15 protein-coding genes are annotated in these 18,399 nt (G+C 42.1%); all 15 read left to right on the top strand.

Annotation, left to right across the window (positions count from 1 at the left end; genetic code table 11):
- Positions 1-14 precede the first annotated feature (14 nt).
- The gene (locus BA79_RS05200) at positions 15-1,067 is read left to right on the top strand and encodes a FecCD family ABC transporter permease (RefSeq protein WP_017368049.1); all 1,053 of its coding nucleotides are present in this window, start codon (positions 15-17) and stop codon (positions 1,065-1,067) included.
- Positions 1,068-2,090 carry a FecCD family ABC transporter permease gene (locus BA79_RS05195; protein WP_007500263.1) on the top strand — a complete coding sequence of 341 codons (1,023 nt, stop codon included), beginning with the start codon at positions 1,068-1,070 and terminating at the stop codon, positions 2,088-2,090.
- 21 nt (positions 2,091-2,111) lie between these two features.
- Positions 2,112-2,927: an ABC transporter ATP-binding protein gene (locus BA79_RS05190; RefSeq protein ID WP_007500265.1), complete on the top strand. Its 816-nt coding sequence runs from the start codon at positions 2,112-2,114 to the stop codon at positions 2,925-2,927.
- Positions 2,928-3,106: 179 nt separating this feature from the next.
- On the top strand, positions 3,107-3,829 hold the full coding sequence (locus BA79_RS05185; protein ID WP_017359250.1) for a response regulator transcription factor: 723 nt from the start codon (positions 3,107-3,109) through the stop codon (positions 3,827-3,829).
- Positions 3,830-3,832: 3 nt separating this feature from the next.
- Complete coding sequence (locus BA79_RS05180; protein WP_017359251.1) at positions 3,833-5,587, top strand: HAMP domain-containing sensor histidine kinase; 1,755 nt, start codon at positions 3,833-3,835, stop codon at positions 5,585-5,587.
- A 136-nt stretch (positions 5,588-5,723) separates the two neighbouring features.
- The gene (uxaC, locus tag BA79_RS05175; protein WP_035701364.1) at positions 5,724-7,160 is read left to right on the top strand and encodes a glucuronate isomerase; all 1,437 of its coding nucleotides are present in this window, start codon (positions 5,724-5,726) and stop codon (positions 7,158-7,160) included.
- A gap of 67 nt (positions 7,161-7,227) precedes the next feature.
- Entirely contained in the window at positions 7,228-8,238 is a 1,011-nt protein-coding gene (locus tag BA79_RS05170; RefSeq protein WP_017359253.1) for a LacI family DNA-binding transcriptional regulator, read from the top strand.
- Positions 8,239-8,296: 58 nt separating this feature from the next.
- Complete coding sequence (locus BA79_RS05165) at positions 8,297-9,748, top strand: tagaturonate reductase (RefSeq protein ID WP_035701361.1); 1,452 nt, start codon at positions 8,297-8,299, stop codon at positions 9,746-9,748.
- Complete coding sequence (locus BA79_RS05160; RefSeq protein ID WP_035701358.1) at positions 9,745-11,238, top strand: UxaA family hydrolase; 1,494 nt, start codon at positions 9,745-9,747, stop codon at positions 11,236-11,238. Before BA79_RS05165 ends, BA79_RS05160 begins: the two co-directional genes overlap by 4 nt.
- A 20-nt stretch (positions 11,239-11,258) precedes the next feature.
- A complete protein-coding gene (locus BA79_RS05155) occupies positions 11,259-12,650 on the top strand; it encodes a glycoside hydrolase family 28 protein (protein ID WP_017359256.1) in 1,392 nt (463 codons plus the stop codon).
- Between the two features lie 171 nt (positions 12,651-12,821).
- The gene (locus BA79_RS05150; protein ID WP_035701356.1) at positions 12,822-13,772 is read left to right on the top strand and encodes an ABC transporter substrate-binding protein; all 951 of its coding nucleotides are present in this window, start codon (positions 12,822-12,824) and stop codon (positions 13,770-13,772) included.
- Positions 13,738-14,796, top strand: a complete 1,059-nt coding sequence (locus BA79_RS05145; protein WP_046527683.1) for a FecCD family ABC transporter permease — start codon at positions 13,738-13,740, stop codon at positions 14,794-14,796. Before BA79_RS05150 ends, BA79_RS05145 begins: the two co-directional genes overlap by 35 nt.
- The gene (locus BA79_RS05140; RefSeq protein WP_035701354.1) at positions 14,793-16,079 is read left to right on the top strand and encodes a heme ABC transporter ATP-binding protein; all 1,287 of its coding nucleotides are present in this window, start codon (positions 14,793-14,795) and stop codon (positions 16,077-16,079) included. Before BA79_RS05145 ends, BA79_RS05140 begins: the two co-directional genes overlap by 4 nt.
- A gap of 179 nt (positions 16,080-16,258) precedes the next feature.
- Positions 16,259-17,161 (top strand): 4-hydroxy-tetrahydrodipicolinate synthase, encoded by a 903-nt coding sequence (gene dapA, locus BA79_RS05135; RefSeq protein WP_035701352.1) that lies wholly within the window; start codon positions 16,259-16,261, stop codon positions 17,159-17,161.
- Positions 17,162-17,165: 4 nt separating this feature from the next.
- Positions 17,166-18,338: an iron-containing alcohol dehydrogenase gene (locus BA79_RS05130; RefSeq protein WP_035701349.1), complete on the top strand. Its 1,173-nt coding sequence runs from the start codon at positions 17,166-17,168 to the stop codon at positions 18,336-18,338.
- Positions 18,339-18,399 lie beyond the last annotated feature (61 nt).

The following is an 18,399-nucleotide window of genomic DNA, read 5'->3' as shown; positions in this document are numbered from 1 at the left end:
GGAAGAGACTGGTTTTGGGCTCACAATCGAATAAACAGCTGTCAGCTAAAGATGATGCGATAGATATTGTGACAAAGCCTTTTGGTACAGCAGCTGTTGTCATCATAGGAATCATTGCTTTAGCATTCGGTCTTTTTTTATCAGTATCGCTAGGAGCGGCAAACATTCATTTACACACGGTATGGGAAGCCGTCTTTCATTTTGACTCACAACAAACCTCACATCAAATCATTAGGGAACTGAGGCTGCCGCGTACAGTTGGTGCCGCACTTGTCGGTGCCTTTTTAGCAGTATCGGGTGCCATCATGCAAGGCATGACAAGAAATGCGCTTGCGTCTCCTGAAATCATGGGTGTGACAAATGGCTCTGCATTTGCGATTGCCATTGCGTTTGCTTTTTTCCCAGGCCAATCTTCTTTTACATTAATTCTTTGGTCATTTTTGGGTGCCGCACTCGGTGCTTCTATTGTATTTGGGGTTGGAACCCTTTCAAAAGGGGGGCTTACTCCTGTAAAACTCGCATTAGCCGGTACGGCTGTTGGCGCACTTTTAAGCTCAATATCCTCAGCGATTGCCATTCGATTTGACGTCGCGCAAGATATGAGTTTTTGGTACGCAGGCGGTGTGGCTGGGGTAAATTGGAGCAATATTAAGATCATCATTCCAGTTGCGGTTGTAGGACTGATCATCGCTATGGTTCTTGCCCGCTCCATTACGGTTTTAAGCTTGGGCGATGAATTAGCAAAAGGGCTTGGACAATATACACGAACAGTCAAGGTACTTGGCATATTGGTCGTGATCCTTTTAACAGGTGCAGCCGTGTCAGTTGCAGGTTCTATTGGCTTTATCGGGCTTGTGATTCCTCATGTTACGCGTTTCTTGGTCGGCGTTGACTATCGCTGGATTATACCTTGCTCAGCTATTTTAGGGGCTATTTTGCTCATTTATGCAGACATTGCGGCAAGGCTTGTCAATGCGCCGTTTGAAACGCCAGTTGGTGCCATTACAGCCATTATAGGCGTTCCTTTCTTCTTATATTTAGCGAGACGTGAAAGGAGCGGAATTTAAATGGAAATGGTGCAGCAGGCAAAGAAAAAGAAATACAAACGAACGATGGTCATGATCTTTTTAGCCATCGTGGCTGTGTTCCTGATTAGTTTAAATACCGGAGAGATAAGGATTTCTCCGATGGATACATTCAAAACATTTTTTGGACTCGGAAGTGAAATGGATGAGCTTGTATTATTCGAGTTCAGACTTCCAAGGATGGTCATCGCTTTACTTGTTGGCGCTTCTATCGCTGTATCAGGTGCCATTTGGCAAGGTGTTTCTCAAAATGGTTTAGCTGATCCCGGCATTCTAGGTGTAAATGCGGGTGCAGGTTTTGCGGTTGTTTTGTTTATCTTTGCCTTTCAGGGCTCGATGTCGAACTTAGGTGATTTTACGATATTTGTACTGCCGCTTTTCGCTTTCGCAGGTGCAGCCTTTGCTGCATTTCTCATTTATGTGCTAGCGTGGAAAAAGGGCATTACGCCTGTTCGATTGATTTTAACTGGTATTGGGATCAATGCTGCATTTTCGGCAGCAATTGTAGTCATTCAATTAAAGATGAGCCCAAATGATTTTAACCAAGCCATTGTGTGGCTGTCAGGAAGTATTTGGGGCTCAAGCTGGACATATGTCTTATCAGTCGTGCCATGGATGCTGATTTTTCTTGTATTAGCGATGGTGAGGGCACGCTACTTAAATATCATGAATTTGGGTGATCAGATATCTTATGGCTTAGGGATTTCAGTTCATAAAGAAAGAAGTTTTCTCATGCTGATTGCAGTTGCATTAGCCGGTGCAAGTGTCGCTGTTGCAGGGAGTATATCGTTCCTAGGGTTAGCGGCACCACACCTCGCAAGAAAGCTAGTTGGTCCGAAACATCAAGGAATGATCCCGGCGTCCGCTATGATTGGTGCACTGCTGTTATTACTTGCAGATACACTTGGGCGTGTCATACTTGCTCCATCAGAGGTGCCCGTTGGACTTGTCGTTTCTGCTTTAGGCGCACCTTACTTCATTTACTTATTGATGAAAACGAACTAATGAGGAAGGAGAGTATAACAGATGAATTCACTAGAAACAGAAAAGCTTTGTATTGGCTATCATGACCGTTTGATTGTAGACGATTTAAATATCAGCATCCCAAAAGGCAAGGTGACGACATTAATTGGACCGAATGGGTGCGGGAAGTCAACGATTTTAAAAACAATGTCTCGTATTATGAAGTCCCATCAAGGTGCTGTTTATTTAAATGGCCAGGCGATCCATCAAACACCAACAAAAGAAATTTCAAAACAAATGGCCATTTTACCGCAGACGCCTGAGGCACCAAGTGGTCTGACCGTTTATGAGCTTGTGTCATATGGACGTTTCCCGCATCAAAATGGATTTGGCCGTTTATCAAATGAGGACAAACGAATCATCAGATGGGCACTTGAGGAGACGGGAATGATTGCATTTCATGACCGGCCAATTGAAGCACTCTCCGGTGGACAGCGTCAGCGGGTATGGATTGCGATGGCACTCGCTCAGGAAACAGAGCTGCTTTTATTAGACGAACCAACGACGTATTTAGATCTTGCTCATCAGCTGGAGATCCTTCAGCTATTAGAACGCTTAAACAGAGAACAGGGCAGAACGGTGCTGATGGTAATTCATGACCTCAATCATGCTGCACGCTTTTCGCATTACATGATTGCCCTCAATCAAGGGAAAGTCATTAAAGAGGGTACACCTCATGAGGTCATGACAAAAGAGGTACTCAGTCAGGTGTTCCACATCGATGCAGAAATTGTGCTTGATCCGAGAACGAATAAGCCGATCTGTTTAACATATGACTTAATGAATCATGAAAGAAAGCTTGAAGCTGTGAACGGATAATAGATGGACAAAAACTCGGTATGTATGACCGGGTTTTTTTTTGCATTTTTTGATATTACCTTGTTATGCCATTTTCTCCAGTCGATCTTTTTTCGCTTTTATGCAGAAAAGAGGTACTTTTTTACTTTGGACAATGGTAATATACGGTTAGAGATCATAGCTAGAAAGGAAAGAGATGCGTGGAAACAGCAAAAATATTGATTGCAGATGACGAAGAAGCAATTGTAAAAATGGTTGAACGCGTATTAAAAAAAGAAGGGTTTCAACATATTTATAAAGCCTATCATGCAGATGAAGCATTAGATATTGTCAAAAACGAGGACATCCACCTCTTACTTCTAGATGTGATGATGCCCGGTAAGTCTGGCTTTGATGTTCTGCCTGACATCAGGAAAATGACGAAGGCACCGATTTTCTATTTAACAGCAAGAACGTCTGATGTAGACAAATTGACTGGATTTGCACAAGGTGCAGACGATTACATCACAAAGCCATTTAATCCGTTAGAGCTAGTAGCTAGAATTAAGGCGCACTTAAACCGAACTTATATCTCCTTACAGGAGGAGCAGGAAGAAGCGCACAGTCAATATGAATATGCTCATTTCTCGTACCATCCTCATGCAGCCGAGTTGAAAGTAAGGGGAAAGGTGACGGCTTGCTCAGCTCAGCTTTTGTCCTTGCTGAAGTATTTTTGTGACCATCCGAATGTAGTACTTTCAAAAGATCAAATCTATGAGAAAGTATGGGGTGTTCCGTCATATGGTGACAACAACACCGTCATGGTTCATATCCGAAAGCTGAGAGAAAAAATAGAGTTAGATCCAAGTCAGCCTGAATATATTGTGACGATCCGTGGTATGGGCTATAAGTTCATTCCCCAACCTGTGAAGGTTCTTCAATAGTTTATGAATTTACGAACAAAACTTTTCTTTCACTTTGTCGGACAAATGTTTATTGTCATCGTCATTCTAACGATCGGGCAAACATTCTCTGAAAATCTTTATTTTCAAAAGCGCTATGAGAATATGACTGAAACTGGTTTAACGAAGGCAGATGGAGATACACTCATGAGCTGGCTTTATTTTAACGAGGATGGAAAAATGGAAGCCGATGATCAACTCAAACAAGCAGTGGAAAAACGTGATGGCTGGCTACAAGTGATTGATTCCAAAAAACGCAACGTCTATAGCTATCAACTCCCTAAAAACATTCCAACATCCTATCAAAAGGATGAAATGATCAAAATCTTTGAAAAAAGACAATTTAAAGATTACAAGATGTACTTCTGGCCAATTGAGATTGATCAAGAAAGCTTTATCGTCTTATATGGATTTAAAACGAACAGCACAAAGGTAGCCAATTATCTCAAGCAGCATGAAAAAAACCTGGCTGCATTGTCTCAATATTCAGTTGAAACAAAAGAATTTTTGAAAAGAATGAATGGATCGGTGCATCTGTTTAATGAAGAAGGAAAATACTTAAAAGGTATCCGAGCCAAAAATAATTTGAAAAATAACGTAACGGATGTTGAACTGCTCAAGTATCAATCAAAGCCTTGGGAGTTTAGAAGTGACCTGTCGTATATCAAAGTGAATAAGGATTTGTATATGATTGTTTCGGTGCCAAACAAAGTATACAGCCCAGACGAGCTTTATGATAAAGAGACAGAGGCTTTAAACCAATATACAACGCTTTTGATTGCAGGTCTTGCGCTTACGATTATTATCGTTATGACATTATGGTACTCGTATCGCTATGGGCTACCGATCTATCACATTATCCGCTGGCTGATTTTCTTATCAAGAAATAAATTGCAGGAGCCAACAAATAGAAAAGGTATTCCAGTAAGTAAAAATAAAAAGGGCCGTATTAAGCGGGAGTACCGGCTGTTTGAGGATATCCTCAAAACAATGGATCAGCTCACCAATACGTTAAAAGAGAATGAAGCAAACCGAAGAAAAATTCAAACCACAAGGGAAGAATGGATCGCAGGGCTGTCTCATGATCTAAAAACGCCTCTTAGCACGATTTACGGCTATGGATTAATGCTAGAATCAGATCAATACCAATGGTCCAAGGAAGAAGTCATGGAAATGGGACAAGTCATTCGTGAGAAATCAGAATACATGTCGACCTTGATTGAGGATTTAAACCTCACGTATCGATTGAAAAATGGTGCATTGCCTATTAATCGAAAACCTGTTGAGCTTGGTGAATTTTTAGCCTCCATTATGGACGAGTTTTCAAGAAGCACGCTTTCAGAAGATTATTTATCATCCTTTGAAGATCAAACAGAGGGTGTCATGTTTGAGATCGATAAAGCCTGGTTTAGACGAGTCATTGAGAACCTGCTGGCGAACGCAGTGAAGCATAACCAGAAAGGTACTCTTATTCAAGCTGTTCTATCTGAAACAAATGATGAAGTTCGGATCGAAATGAAAGATAACGGACGCGGAATGGCGCAAGAAACAGTGGATCATTTATTTAATCGTTACTATAGAGGGACAAATACGAATGATCCAACAAATGGAACAGGACTAGGACTGGCGATTGCAAAAGAGCTTGTCTTACTGCACGATGGCGATATTCAAGTAGAAAGTGAATTAGGTCAAGGAACAACTATTGCGATTATCCTAAAGAAAACACCATCTGTAAAATAGCCAAAAAACGATTTTCTTTTCTAAAGGAGATCGTTTTTTCTTGTTTTAGGATTGAAATCGATTTTGTAAACGATTACAATAAAATTGTTAACGTGAACAAATTGATTTTCATCATTATAAGAGATGGGGGAGTTTGATGAAAGCTTTTTTAGATGAGCAGTTTTTATTAAACAGTCAAACGGCGGAAAAGCTATACCATGAGTTTGCAAAGAACCTTCCGATTATTGATTACCATTGTCATTTAAGTCCAAAAGAAATCTATGAAAATAAAACGTTCCAAAATATAACCGAAGCATGGCTTTACGGAGATCATTACAAATGGCGAGCCATGAGAGCAAATGGGATACCTGAAACACATATCACAGGGGATGCCTCAGATGATGAGAAATTTTTAGCATGGGCGAAAACTGTTCCGATGACGATTGGAAATCCTCTCTATCACTGGACCCATCTAGAGCTAAGACGATATTTTGATGTCGAAGAACTTTTGAATGAAGAAAGCGCAGACATCATCTGGAAAAAAGTAAATGAAAAGTTGCAAGGAGACGGATTTGGTGCGAGAGATTTCATTGTGAAATCAAATGTTGAAACGGTTGTGACGACAGACGATCCGGTTGATTCGCTGATTTATCACCAACAACTGCGGGAAGAAGGCTTTTCTGTGCAAGTACTGCCAGGGTTTCGGCCAGATAAGGCATTAGATATCACAAATGACTTGTTTATCGAGTATGTTCATCAGCTGGCGGAGGTTTCATCTATCCAGATCGAATCCTATCAAGACTTCATAAAAGCACTTCATATGCGAATCGATTACTTTCATGAACAGGGCTGTTTGATTTCAGATCATGCCATCAATGAAATGACGTACGAAGACACGACGGAAGAAGAAGCTGCGATCATTTTTCATAAAAGGATGTCAGGGCATCCATTGACGGAAAAGGAGAAGGTTCAATTTAAAACGCACACATTCATTGAACTAGGTCAGGCATATGGTCAGCGGGGATGGGCGATGCAGCTTCATATCAATGCGCTCAGAAACAACAATTCGAAAATGTTTGAGCGGCTTGGACCAGATACCGGATATGATGCAATGAATGATGAAGACATTGCAAAACCTCTTTGCCGCGTATTAGATCGGTTAGAACAAGCACATGCATTGCCAAAAACCATCCTCTATTCCTTGAATCCAAGGGACAATGTGGTGATTTCAACGATCGCTGGAAGTTTTCAAGATGGAAAGACTCCTGGGAAAATGCAGCATGGAACAGCCTGGTGGTTTAATGATACAAAGCAGGGAATGACAGAGCAGATGATGGCACTTTCCAGTATCGGACTGATCAGCCGATTTATTGGGATGCTGACAGATTCACGAAGCTTCCTGTCTTACACAAGACATGAATATTTCCGTAGACTGTTATGTGACATCATTGGAGATTGGGTGGAAAAAGGTGAAGCGCCTAATGATCTCAATTTGCTAGGGGGAATGGTAAAAGGAATCAGCTATGAAAATGCAAAGCAGTATTTTCAATTTGAACGGGCAAATGAGCTTTCGCATAAAAGCAAGATGATATGAACAAAAAGCAAGAATATGAAAGCGTTTTTATGATAAGATGATAAAAAATCATAAAAGGCGGAATAGCATGACAGTCACAATCAAAGATATAGCAAAATTGGCAAACGTTTCTCATACCACAGTATCAAGGGCTTTGAATAACAGTCCTTTTATTAAAGAGAAAACAAAACAAAACATCTTGTCGATTGCAAAACAGCTGAATTACTCACCGAATGTCCATGCCAGAGGCCTTGTCTCGCAAAAATCATTTACAATTGGTCTGTTTTTTACGAGTTTAACAGAAGGCACATCCTCAAGTTTCTTTGTTGATGCATTAAAAGGCGTCAACAGTGTGATAACAGAAAACTATCATTTGGTTGTAAGAGGAATTGACGATTTTCACGATTACACAACCATTCATAAACAGCGGTATGATGGTATTTTGCTCATGAGCCAAAGCGAGCATGATGAAGCGTTTATCCATCATGTGAAAAAGCAGGGCATTCCCATTATTGTACTGAATCGCCGTGTAGAAAGTAATCAAGTGATGAATATATTAGCAGATGATGGTGAAGGGGCATATCAAGCTGCACACTATTTCATTCAGCAGGGGCATAAACAAATTGCCATTATTGAAGGGAAAGAAGGGTTTAAATCCACACAGGAAAGAAAAGCTGGATTTTTGCAAGCACTCATTGACCATCATGTACCCATGAAGAAAGAATACATGATCACAGGCGACTATCATATGAAGAGCGGCTATGAATCAATGGAAGCCTTACTCACTCTTGATGATCCGCCAACTGCCCTTTTTTGCTCAAACGATGACATGGCGATTGGTGCGATGAATGCATTGTTTGCAAAAGGTAAAAGGTGTCCTGATGATCTCTCTATTATCGGTTTTGATGATATTTCATTTTCATCTTATACAACGCCTGCCCTCACAACAGTCAAAAAGCCAATTGAAAAAATGTGTGCGCTTGGAGCAGAAGCTATCCTTTCAGTCATAAACGGTGAAAAGCAAGAAGACGATCATCTGGAAAAAGTGTATGTCCACACAGAGCTGATGATTAGAGATTCAGTAAAAAAGGTGCAGTAATCAGCATCTTTTAAATGAAAATGTTCACGTGTGCAAAAAATGCGGGGAGGAAAAGCGTTTGAGACGATTATCCAAAGATGTGTACCCAGTGGCTGAATATCCTGAAACCATTCTACAAATTGGCGAAGGGAACTTTATGCGAGGATTTATGAATTGGCAGATCCAGAAGCTAAACGACTGTACAGATTTTAAAGGAAGAGCAGTGGTTGTTCCTCCTCGAAAAGGATCAGTGACCGCTCTAAATGAACAAGACGGTTTATACACTTTATGTATTCAAGGGTTTCATGACCAAAAAGAAATGAACGAACGGATCGTCATTCAATCCATCAGCAGGGGAATCAGCACATATACAGATTATGAAGCCTTTTTACATGTAGCGGAAAGTCCTAATGTGCGCTTTGTCTTTTCTAATACAACAGAGGCAGGACTTGTGTTAAGAAAAGAGGACCGATTAGAAGATCGGCCGCAAGCAAGTTTTCCAGGAAAGCTGACAGCCTTCTTGTATCACCGCTTCAAAGCTTTTTCTGGAGATGAGAAAAAGGGCTTGATCATTTTACCTTGTGAATTGATTGAACAAAACGGTGATCGATTAAGAGAATATGTGATCACAATGGCAGCTGAGTGGAATCTTCCGCCTGATTTTGTGGCTTGGGTCAAGGAAGCCAACACGTTCTGTAATACGTTAGTTGATCGGATTGTCCCAGGATTTTCTCGGAAAGCAGCGGAGACTGTTCAAAAAGAAGAGGGGTATATCGATGAATTGCTTGTCACGGCAGAATATTATCACCTGTTTGTCATTGAAGCACCTTCGTTTGTTCAAAAAGAGCTTCCTTTTCAAGAAGCAGGGTTAAACGTACTTTTTGTGGAAGATATCGCTCCCTATCGTATGAGCAAGGTTCGCATTTTAAACGGTGCACATACAGCGATGGTGCCGATTGCATATGCATGTGGCTTGGACACTGTCAAAAAAGCGGTGGATGATGAGCATGTTGGTGTGTTCATTCGCCGCATGCTTGAGAAGGAAGTGTTGCCAAGTTTGCCACTTCCTGAAGAAGAGCTACTTATTTATACACAATCCGTTTGGGATCGATTCTGCAACCCTTTTGTCAAACATCAATTACTCGATATTGCCTTAAATGGTGTATCTAAATTTCGGGCGCGTATTCTCCCGTCTCTTCTAGATTATATAGAGCTAAAAAAACAGTTGCCTACGAAGCTTATGTTCTCACTGAGCAGTTTGATTTATTTTTATCAAGTCCATGCAGATCAAATAAAGGATGATGAGTCTGTGATGGCATTCATGAAGGGAGCATGGGAGGAAGTGGACCATTCCTATGAATTAATGGTCGATCAACTTCTTTCAAACGAAGTTTTATGGGGGATGGATTTGACGAGGATCGCAGGGCTGAAGGATGCAGTAGCCGAGCAGCTCACCTGCATACATGAAAATGGCATGAGAGCTGCTGTTCACCAAATACTTCAATATGAAAGTCAGGGGGAGAAGGCATGAGAGACTTTGTTGTGATTCATCCTTCAGATAATGTTGGTATCGCTTTAAAAGTGCTTGAGCAAGGCGAAGAGCTTCAGCACCAAGGTCATACAATCATTTTAAAAGAAACCGTTGCTAAAGGTCATAAATTTGCATTGGCTGAGATCAAAGAAAAAGAGAATATCATCAAATATGGCTACCCCATTGGTCATGCAGCCACTAAGATTTCTGCTGGAGAATGGGTGCATACGCACAATATCAAAACGAATCTATCAGGTAAGCTCGATTACGAATACCGACCTTCTTTAACAGAAAACCCCTATGAAAAAACGAATCTGACATTCAAAGGGTATAAACGAAAAAATGGCGCAAGTGGTATACGAAATGAGCTTTGGATTGTCCCAACAGTTGGGTGTGTCAATGGCATTGCCGATCAAATCATTCAAATATTTACTGCTGAAATGGGGGGAAGCATCCATCCTTTTGAAACGGCGTTAGTATTAAAGCACAATTATGGATGCTCCCAACTTGGGGATGATCATGAAAACACAAAAACCATTCTTCAAAATGCCGTAAAGCACCCAAATGCTGGAGGGGTTCTCGTTCTAGGGCTTGGCTGTGAAAACAATGACATTGAGGATTTTCAGGCTACATTAGGGGAGTATGACCAGACGAGGGTGAAATTTTTAAGAAGCCAAGAAGTAGGGGATGAGATTGAGACAGGTGTCGCTTTGCTCAAGGAAATTTATGACGCAGCGAAAGAAGATCAGCGTGAAGACATTCCGTTATCTGAGCTGAAAATTGGCTTGAAATGCGGAGGATCAGATGGGTTTTCAGGCATTACCGCAAATCCACTTTTAGGTAGACTGTCCGATTTTATTGTGGCTCAAGGCGGAACCACCGTCTTAACAGAAGTACCGGAAATGTTCGGGGCTGAAACGATCTTAATGGAGAGAGCGGAATCAAAAGCGACATTCGACAATATTGTGCAGATGATCAATGATTTTAAACAATACTTTATGGATCATCGACAGCCAGTATATGAAAATCCTTCCCCGGGAAATAAAGCAGGAGGAATTTCGACATTAGAAGATAAATCTCTCGGCTGCACACAAAAAGCGGGTACTTCCGTTATAAAGGATGTTTTAACATACGGGGAGCTGCTAAAACGAAAAGGATTGAATTTATTAAGTGCGCCTGGGAATGATTTGGTTGCTTCATCTGCTCTCGCAGCGTCTGGCTGTCAGCTCGTCCTCTTTACAACAGGCAGAGGCACACCGTTTGGCACATTTGTTCCAACGATGAAGGTATCGACCAATACCGCTTTATATGAAACAAAAAAACATTGGATCGACTTTAATGCGGGGGAATTGCTTGAAGATGTACCAGAAGATGTGGTGCTAGAGAAATTCATTGCCACGTTGATTGATGTGGCGAGTGGAAAGCTGTTAAATCATGAAAAAAACAATTTTAGAGAGCTGGCCATTTTTAAAACAGGTGTGACACTTTAAGGCGTCTGGGGGATGAGAAAATGTCTAAAAAACGGAATTTGATGTATGTGACAGCAGGAACAGTACTAACAGGAATTGGACTCGCACGTTTAGCAAAGCAAGGGAAAAAAGACAAGGAAACAAATGGCATAGATCAGGTGTTAAAGCAAATAAAAGCGCCAAAGTTCCCAGATCGTGAATTCAATGTCATTCATTATGGTGCAGATAACAAAGGGATAGAGCTTTCGACAAATGCTATTCAGTCTGCCATCGATGATGCACATCGTTTGAAAGGAGGGCGTGTGCTGATTCCTGAAGGGACATTTTTGACAGGCGCTCTAGAATTGAAAAGCAATGTAGAGCTTCATCTTCATGAAAACGCCTATGTGGCCTTCAGCCAAGATACACGTGATTATCTTCCGCTTGTTCTAACAAGATATGAAGGAATTGAGCTTTATAATTATTCACCACTTATTTATGCCCATCATGCAGAAAACATCGCGATTACAGGAGCAGGCACGCTGGACGGGAGAGGGGATGAACACCACTGGTGGCCTTGGAAGTATGGAACAAATGGTCAACCCTCTCAAGATCGGGATCGACAGCTTCTTTTTGAAATGGCTGAAAAAAGAATACCAGTGGAAGAAAGGGTGTTTGGCGAAGGACATTATTTAAGATCAAGCTTTATCCAGCCATACAATTGCCAAAACATTCTCATTGAAGGAGTAACAGTAAAGGATTCACCGATGTGGCAAGTCCATCCGGTGTTAAGTGAAAACGTCATCGTCCGTGGGGTGAATATCATCGGTCATGGCCCAAATACAGATGGTGTGAATCCAGAGTCGTGCCGACATGTGCTCATTGAAGATTGTTATTTTGATAATGGCGATGATTGTATTGCCATTAAATCGGGCAGAAATGAGGACGGCCGGAGAATCGGTGCTCCATCTGAAAACATCGTCATTCGTAGAAATACGATGCGTGATGGTCATGGCGGAGTAACGATCGGGAGTGAAATCTCTGGAGGCGTCAAGTATGTATATGCAGAGGATAATGTCATGGACAGTCCGAACCTCGACAGGGCATTGCGCATTAAGACCAACTCTGTCAGGGGCGGTACCATTGAACACATCTATTTTAAAAACAATCTAGTGAAAAGCTTAAAGCATGAGGTGGTCTGTATCGACATGATGTATGAGGAAGGGGATGCCGGTCCGCATAGACCTGTAGTCCGTCATATTGAAGTAGAAGGGTTAAAAAGTAGCGGAGGGCGATATGGCGTGAAGATCGCCGCATACTCACATTCCCCGGTCACACACTTTAAAATGAAAGACTGTGTCATTGACGATGTCACGTACCCTCTTTCATTGGAACATGCAGTATCTCCTTCATTTCAGAAAGTTGTCATTAATGGTGAACATATCAACCAATAGCGGAAGTGAAAACAGCCACGTCAAAGGCTGTTTTTCTTTTATAAGGACAGACAAGACGTATTCGGAATCACATATACAACCTATCTGCACTGTAGTATAATATTCCCGAAATTAGAAAAGAATTGACGAAAGAGATGACGTCAAGCAGTACATAAAGCAGGGGGTTTATTGATGAAGAAGTTAACTGGTATTTTGCTATCATTGTTACTTGTGATCGGTGTTTTAGCAGGGTGTGCAGGTGCGGAAACGGACCAAAAAACAAACAGTTCAAAGCCTAAAGAGACAGCGGCTGCGGCATTTCCTGTATCCATCAAAGATGCAGCTGGTAAAACAGTTGAAATCAAAGAACAGCCTAAACGAATTGTTTCGTTAATTCCAAGTAATACAGAGGTTGCCTATGCCCTTGGTCTTGGAGATAAAATCGTTGGTCGATCAGACTTTGACAACTATCCAAAGGAAGTAGAAAAGGTGGAGAAGATTGGCGGTCTTGATTTCAATGTAGAGAAGGTTATTTCCTTAAAACCTGATCTTGTCTTAGCACATGCATCACAAATGAGCTCAAAAGACGGATTTAAACAGCTTGAAGATGCAGGTATTCAAGTGCTGACTGTCAATGATGCGGCTTCCTTCAAAGATGTTTATAAGTCTATCCATATGATTGGTGAAGCAACCGGCGTAAAAGAGGCATCAACGAAGCTTGTAGATGAGATGAAATCAAAACTGAATGACATCAAAAAACAAGCAGAATCCATCTCCAAAGACAAACAAAAAACAGTTTTTGTCGAAGTATCAGGTGCGCCTGAAATTTATACAACAGGTAAACAAACGTTTATGGACGAAATGTTGTCTGTCATTCATGCAAAAAATGCTGCTGGCGACCAAACAGGCTGGGTGCAAATGACGGAAGAATCAATTATTAAACGAAATCCTGATGCTATTGTTACGATTGATGGCGCAAGCTTAGCTGATCTGAAAAAAAGAGACGGCTGGAAGGCGATCAAAGCAGTCAAAGAAAAACAAGTCTTTCAATTGAATACGGATCTGGCATCACGACCGGGACCGCGATTGGTTGAAGGAGTGGAGGCTCTTGCGAAAAGTATCTATCCTGACACGTTCAAATAAAATCATCATCGCATACACAGCAAGTGTTTTACTTCTTGTGGTGAGCATTGGAATGGGAATCTCATTTGGCAGTTTAGGGATTCCCATTCCTTCTATACTTCGGATCTTTGTTCATGAAGTATTTGGAATTCAGGCCGGAACCATTGATGCAATTGACCGCAATATTATGATGAATATCCGGCTGCCGAGAGTGATATTAGCGGCGTTAGTCGGAGCAGCTCTGGCGTTATCTGGTGCAGCCTTTCAAGGTTTATTAAAAAATCCTCTCGCTGACCCTTATACACTTGGGGTATCTCAAGGGGCATCTGTGGGGGCTGTAGCCACATTGTTTTTCAGTTTGCAGTTTCCTTTGCTCGGCAGTTTTACACTGCCTTTTTTGAGTATGACAACAGCGCTTGTCACACTATGTCTCGTCCTCTTTTTTGCCCGTCTGGTTCACCGAGGAATGAGCATTTCTTCTTTAATTTTGACGGGGGTCATCTTCAGCTCTTTTTTGGGAGCGCTCATTTCATTAATGATTGCGTTAACAGGTGATGATTTAAAAGAGATTATTCATTGGCTTCTAGGCAGTGTGTCTATGAGAGGCTGGCGATATATTGCTCTTTTCCTTCCTTTTTTCCTCATTGGTACATTTGCACTGATCTTGATGGGAAGAGATTTAAATGTGATGACATATGGCGAAGAAAAGGCAAAACTGTTAGGGGTTCATGTGAAACGGAGCAAATATGTGGTGTTGCTTGCTGGTTCGATTCTGACTGGAAGTGCGGTGGCTGTGTCAGGAACGATCGGATTTGTAGGACTGGTGATTCCGCATTTTATCCGTCTTTTATCCATTACGGATCATCGTCATTTGCTGCCTTTGTCGATGCTGAATGGTGCTTCCTTTCTCGTTTTAGCAGATGTGCTCTCTCGTACGATCATTGAACCGACTGAATTGCCTATTGGCATCATTACAGCGTTAATTGGTGCTCCTGTTTTTGGCATCATCCTCATCCGCAGATATAGAGGAGGGACGCATCTATGATTCAAGTGAAGGAAGTTAGAGGAGGATATGGTGAAAAAGAGGTCATTCACGGCGTGAGTTTTGAAGTGGAGCGAGGGGAATTCCTCGGCATCCTTGGTCCGAATGGGAGCGGTAAGACGACGCTACTTAAAATGATCGCAGGTATTTTAGCACCTGAGAGCGGCCAAGTAACACTAAGTGGTCATCCAGTTCAATCCTACCGGCCAAAGGCACTTGCGCAAAAATTGGCGGTTCTCCCCCAGAAGACCGATCAAGCCTTTTCATTTACAGTGGAAGAAACGGTCCAGTTTGGGCGTTATCCCTATCAGAAAGGGTGGCTACAATCTGTTACAAAAGGAGATATCGAGATTGTCAGCAAGGTGATGGACCAAACAGATATTGCTCAATTTAAAGATCAATCCATTCATGAGTTAAGCGGTGGAGAACAGCAGCGGGTTTACTTAGCTCAAGCGCTGGCTCAGTGCCCTGACTATTTATTGCTGGATGAACCAACGAGTTTTCTTGATTTAGCTTATCAAAAAGAGTTACTCGATTTGATTAAACAAGAGACGGTTTCCTCTAACTTAACGGTGATCGGTGTGTTTCATGATGTGAACATTGCCAGTTTGTATTGTGACCGTCTGCTTTTGCTGAATGAAGGAAAGACGGACATGCTGGGAGAACCGCATCATGTGTTGACCACCGAACGGGTGAACCGGGTGTATGAAACAGATGTAACACCTCTCCAACATCCACTGCGGGCCAACCCTCAGCTGGTAATTGAACCTGCGTCCATCTCTGAACATTCAAGGCTGAACTTAGCGGATGGGTGGAAAACATATGGCGCAAACGGAATGACATTTTCTACTCATCAGCCATTGCGCATCCTTTCATCACATGAGAAAAGCGGGGGTTTCTTTTGGACACGGTCCCTTGGAACGGGAACTGAAGCACTCCAAGACATGCTGGATGATGAGGAAGGGTACTTATTTCTTGGTCAATCTGATGGGCCGAAGCAATACGCCGCTGAAGATGATGATGAAGATGTCCTTCTTTATGGGATGCATCAAGAAGGAGAGCTGTCCGTTTGGCTTGTGTTGAAAGGAACGATATCAGATGGTGCGTCTGTCCAGCTAATGGGCGAGCTGATGCACTTCATTAAACAAGAGACAAGTATCCAGGTACATCATCTTTGTATCGCTGCTGCCAATGCAGAAGAAAAGGAGCATACTGCTCATTTACATGAAAGAGTCAGACTGAAAGTGAAGCATCTTCTTCATACATTGAATGCTATGAAAAAGTGAACCGGCTGGTTCACTTTTTTTGTTGAAAACATCAACATCTACTTATGTCATCCACTGAATATTTGAAAAAAACGAAAAATATGTTGCTAAATAAATCATATTGCTTTTATAATAAGAATCATGAAAGCGTTTTAATAATTAATTGTTTAAAAATGCAACAACCGGAAGGGGAGGATCATTTGAACATTCAAGGAATCATTCCAGCTATTTTGACACCGCTTACAGAAGAAGAGCATTTTCATCCAGAAGTGACAAAGCAACTTATTGATCATTTAATCGACTCAGGTGTGCACGGCATCTTTGCTTTAGGGACAAACGGCGAATTTCATTTGTTTTCAGAGGAAGAAAAGCTTCAAATTGCTGAAACTGTTGTAAAGGCTGCGGGCGGCAGGGTGCCTGTATACATGGGAGCAGGTGAGAATAGCACTAAGGCAACCATTAAGCTGTCAAACAAGTTCGCAGATTTAGGCGTAGATGTCTTGTCGGTTATCACCCCTTATTTTGTTGCGCCATCACAAGAGGAACTGTATGAGCATTTTCGTCATATTTCAGAGAATGTGACCATCCCTATTTTACTTTATAACATTCCATCAAGAACAGGTGTGTCACTTGCGCCAGAGACGGTTGCAAGGCTCAGCGTCCTACCGAATGTGTTAGGTATTAAAGACAGTAGTGGAGATATTGCCAATATCAAAGCGTATCTCGATGTCACAAAGGATGAAGAGTTTGTGGTGCTTGCAGGAACGGATTCCCTCATTTTAGAGACATTGAAGTTAGGCGGAACAGGTGCAGTGGCGGCAACGGCAAATGTGCTTCCCAAAACCGTCGTTGGCATTTATGAATCGTTTCAGCAAGGAAATCTTGACCAAAGTGAGCAATGTCAGCAGCAGCTGCAGCCGTTAAGAGCGACATTCACATTAGGAACGTTACCAGCACCTTTGAAAAAAGCAGCTGAACTTTCAGGGATTCCTGTAGGTCCGCCAAAAAGCCCGGTCAAAGCATTATCCGGCGAGGCTTTAGAAGCTGTGATGAACATGATGGAGAATTATCGGATACAAGCAAAAGCAGCAAAGGAGTCGTGAAGAGATGACCATATCACATTATCACTTTCAAACGGCATCACACATTGTTTCTGGCGCCCACTCTCTAGAGCTCCTTGGGGAGAAACTAGAGCTATTAGGACTTAGTAAGTTGAGATCGATCTTTATTTTAACGCAGCCATCCATCGTATCTCTTGGTTACGCAGATCAAATCAAAACAGAACTTGCGAAAAAAGGGATTGCGAGTGAGATCAGCACAGAGATTAAGCCTGAACCAACGGAAGAAAATATCGAGGACGTATTCCAGACATTTTTAAAAGGGGAGCATGAAGCCATTATTGGGATTGGTGGCGGGAGTGTGCTGGATGCGGCCAAAATATTAGCTGTTCTAAAGACGAATGATCAGCCAATTTATGATCTCGTTGGCACGAACCTTGTTAAAAAAAGAGGAGTTCCAACGATTCTCATTCCAACAACCTCAGGTACGGGATCAGAAGTGACACCAAACGCGATTGTTACCTTTCCGGAAAAAGAATTAAAAATTGGCATGGTCAGCCCATACCTTTTGCCTGATCTTGTGATCTTAGATCCCGCACTGACACTCAAATTGCCAAAAGCCATTACCGCAGCTACAGGGATGGATGCGTTTACGCATGCGCTTGAATCGTATATTTCAAATAAAGCCAATCCATTTAGTGATATGTTTGCACTCGAATCGATGAGGCTCATTTCAGGAAGTATTCAGGAGGCCTATCATCACGGGGATAATATGACAGCAAGGGAAGATATGCTGGTTGGTGCCATGTATGGCGGGATGGCGCTCACAAGTGCCGGAACCGCTGCTGTTCATGCAATGGCTTATCCGTTAGGGGGGAAATTCAAAATTTCACACGGTGTCGCTAATTCCATGCTGCTTCCTCATGTCACGGCGTTTAATGCAGACCATATCAAAGATCGTCTTGAAGATATTGCTAGAGTGATAGGGATCGAAGAGAAAGGCTCAAAGCATACGCTTGCAGAGCAAGTGATTCGTCAAGTTGAAGAGTGGACAGCGGATTTACACATTCCTCAACAACTCAAAGCCTTCGGCGTGTCAAAAGAAGATGTGCCGGCACTTGCTGAAGCTGCTTCAGAGGTGAAGAGATTAATGGATAACAACCCGAAGCCGATGTCTGTCTCTGATATTGAACAGGTCTACATGAAACTGCTCCACGTTTAACACTTCATACGTCACTGGGATGGGACATGAGAAGTTGCTTCATACGGCTTGCACACAAAGG

This window comes from Bacillus altitudinis 41KF2b (assembly GCF_000691145.1).
GTDB lineage: Bacteria > Bacillota > Bacilli > Bacillales > Bacillaceae > Bacillus > Bacillus altitudinis.
Note: the sequence above shows the minus strand (reverse complement) of the source record. Positions and strands in the feature narration are given on the sequence as shown.

Bases quoted from the DNA above. Each gene is read 5' to 3' on its own strand.
- BA79_RS05140 (WP_035701354.1), top strand. From the start codon at position 14,793: ATGATTCAAGTGAAGGAAGTTAGAGGAGGATATGGTGAAAAAGAGGTC.
- BA79_RS05190 (WP_007500265.1), top strand. From the start codon at position 2,112: ATGAATTCACTAGAAACAGAAAAGCTTTGTATTGGCTATCATGACCGT.
- BA79_RS05160 (WP_035701358.1), top strand. From the start codon at position 9,745: ATGAGAGACTTTGTTGTGATTCATCCTTCAGATAATGTTGGTATCGCT.
- uxaC (WP_035701364.1), top strand. From the start codon at position 5,724: ATGAAAGCTTTTTTAGATGAGCAGTTTTTATTAAACAGTCAAACGGCG.
- BA79_RS05170 (WP_017359253.1), top strand. From the start codon at position 7,228: ATGACAGTCACAATCAAAGATATAGCAAAATTGGCAAACGTTTCTCAT.
- BA79_RS05180 (WP_017359251.1), top strand. From the start codon at position 3,833: ATGAATTTACGAACAAAACTTTTCTTTCACTTTGTCGGACAAATGTTT.
- BA79_RS05155 (WP_017359256.1), top strand. From the start codon at position 11,259: ATGTCTAAAAAACGGAATTTGATGTATGTGACAGCAGGAACAGTACTA.
- BA79_RS05130 (WP_035701349.1), top strand. From the start codon at position 17,166: ATGACCATATCACATTATCACTTTCAAACGGCATCACACATTGTTTCT.
- BA79_RS05195 (WP_007500263.1), top strand. From the start codon at position 1,068: ATGGAAATGGTGCAGCAGGCAAAGAAAAAGAAATACAAACGAACGATG.
- BA79_RS05150 (WP_035701356.1), top strand. From the start codon at position 12,822: ATGAAGAAGTTAACTGGTATTTTGCTATCATTGTTACTTGTGATCGGT.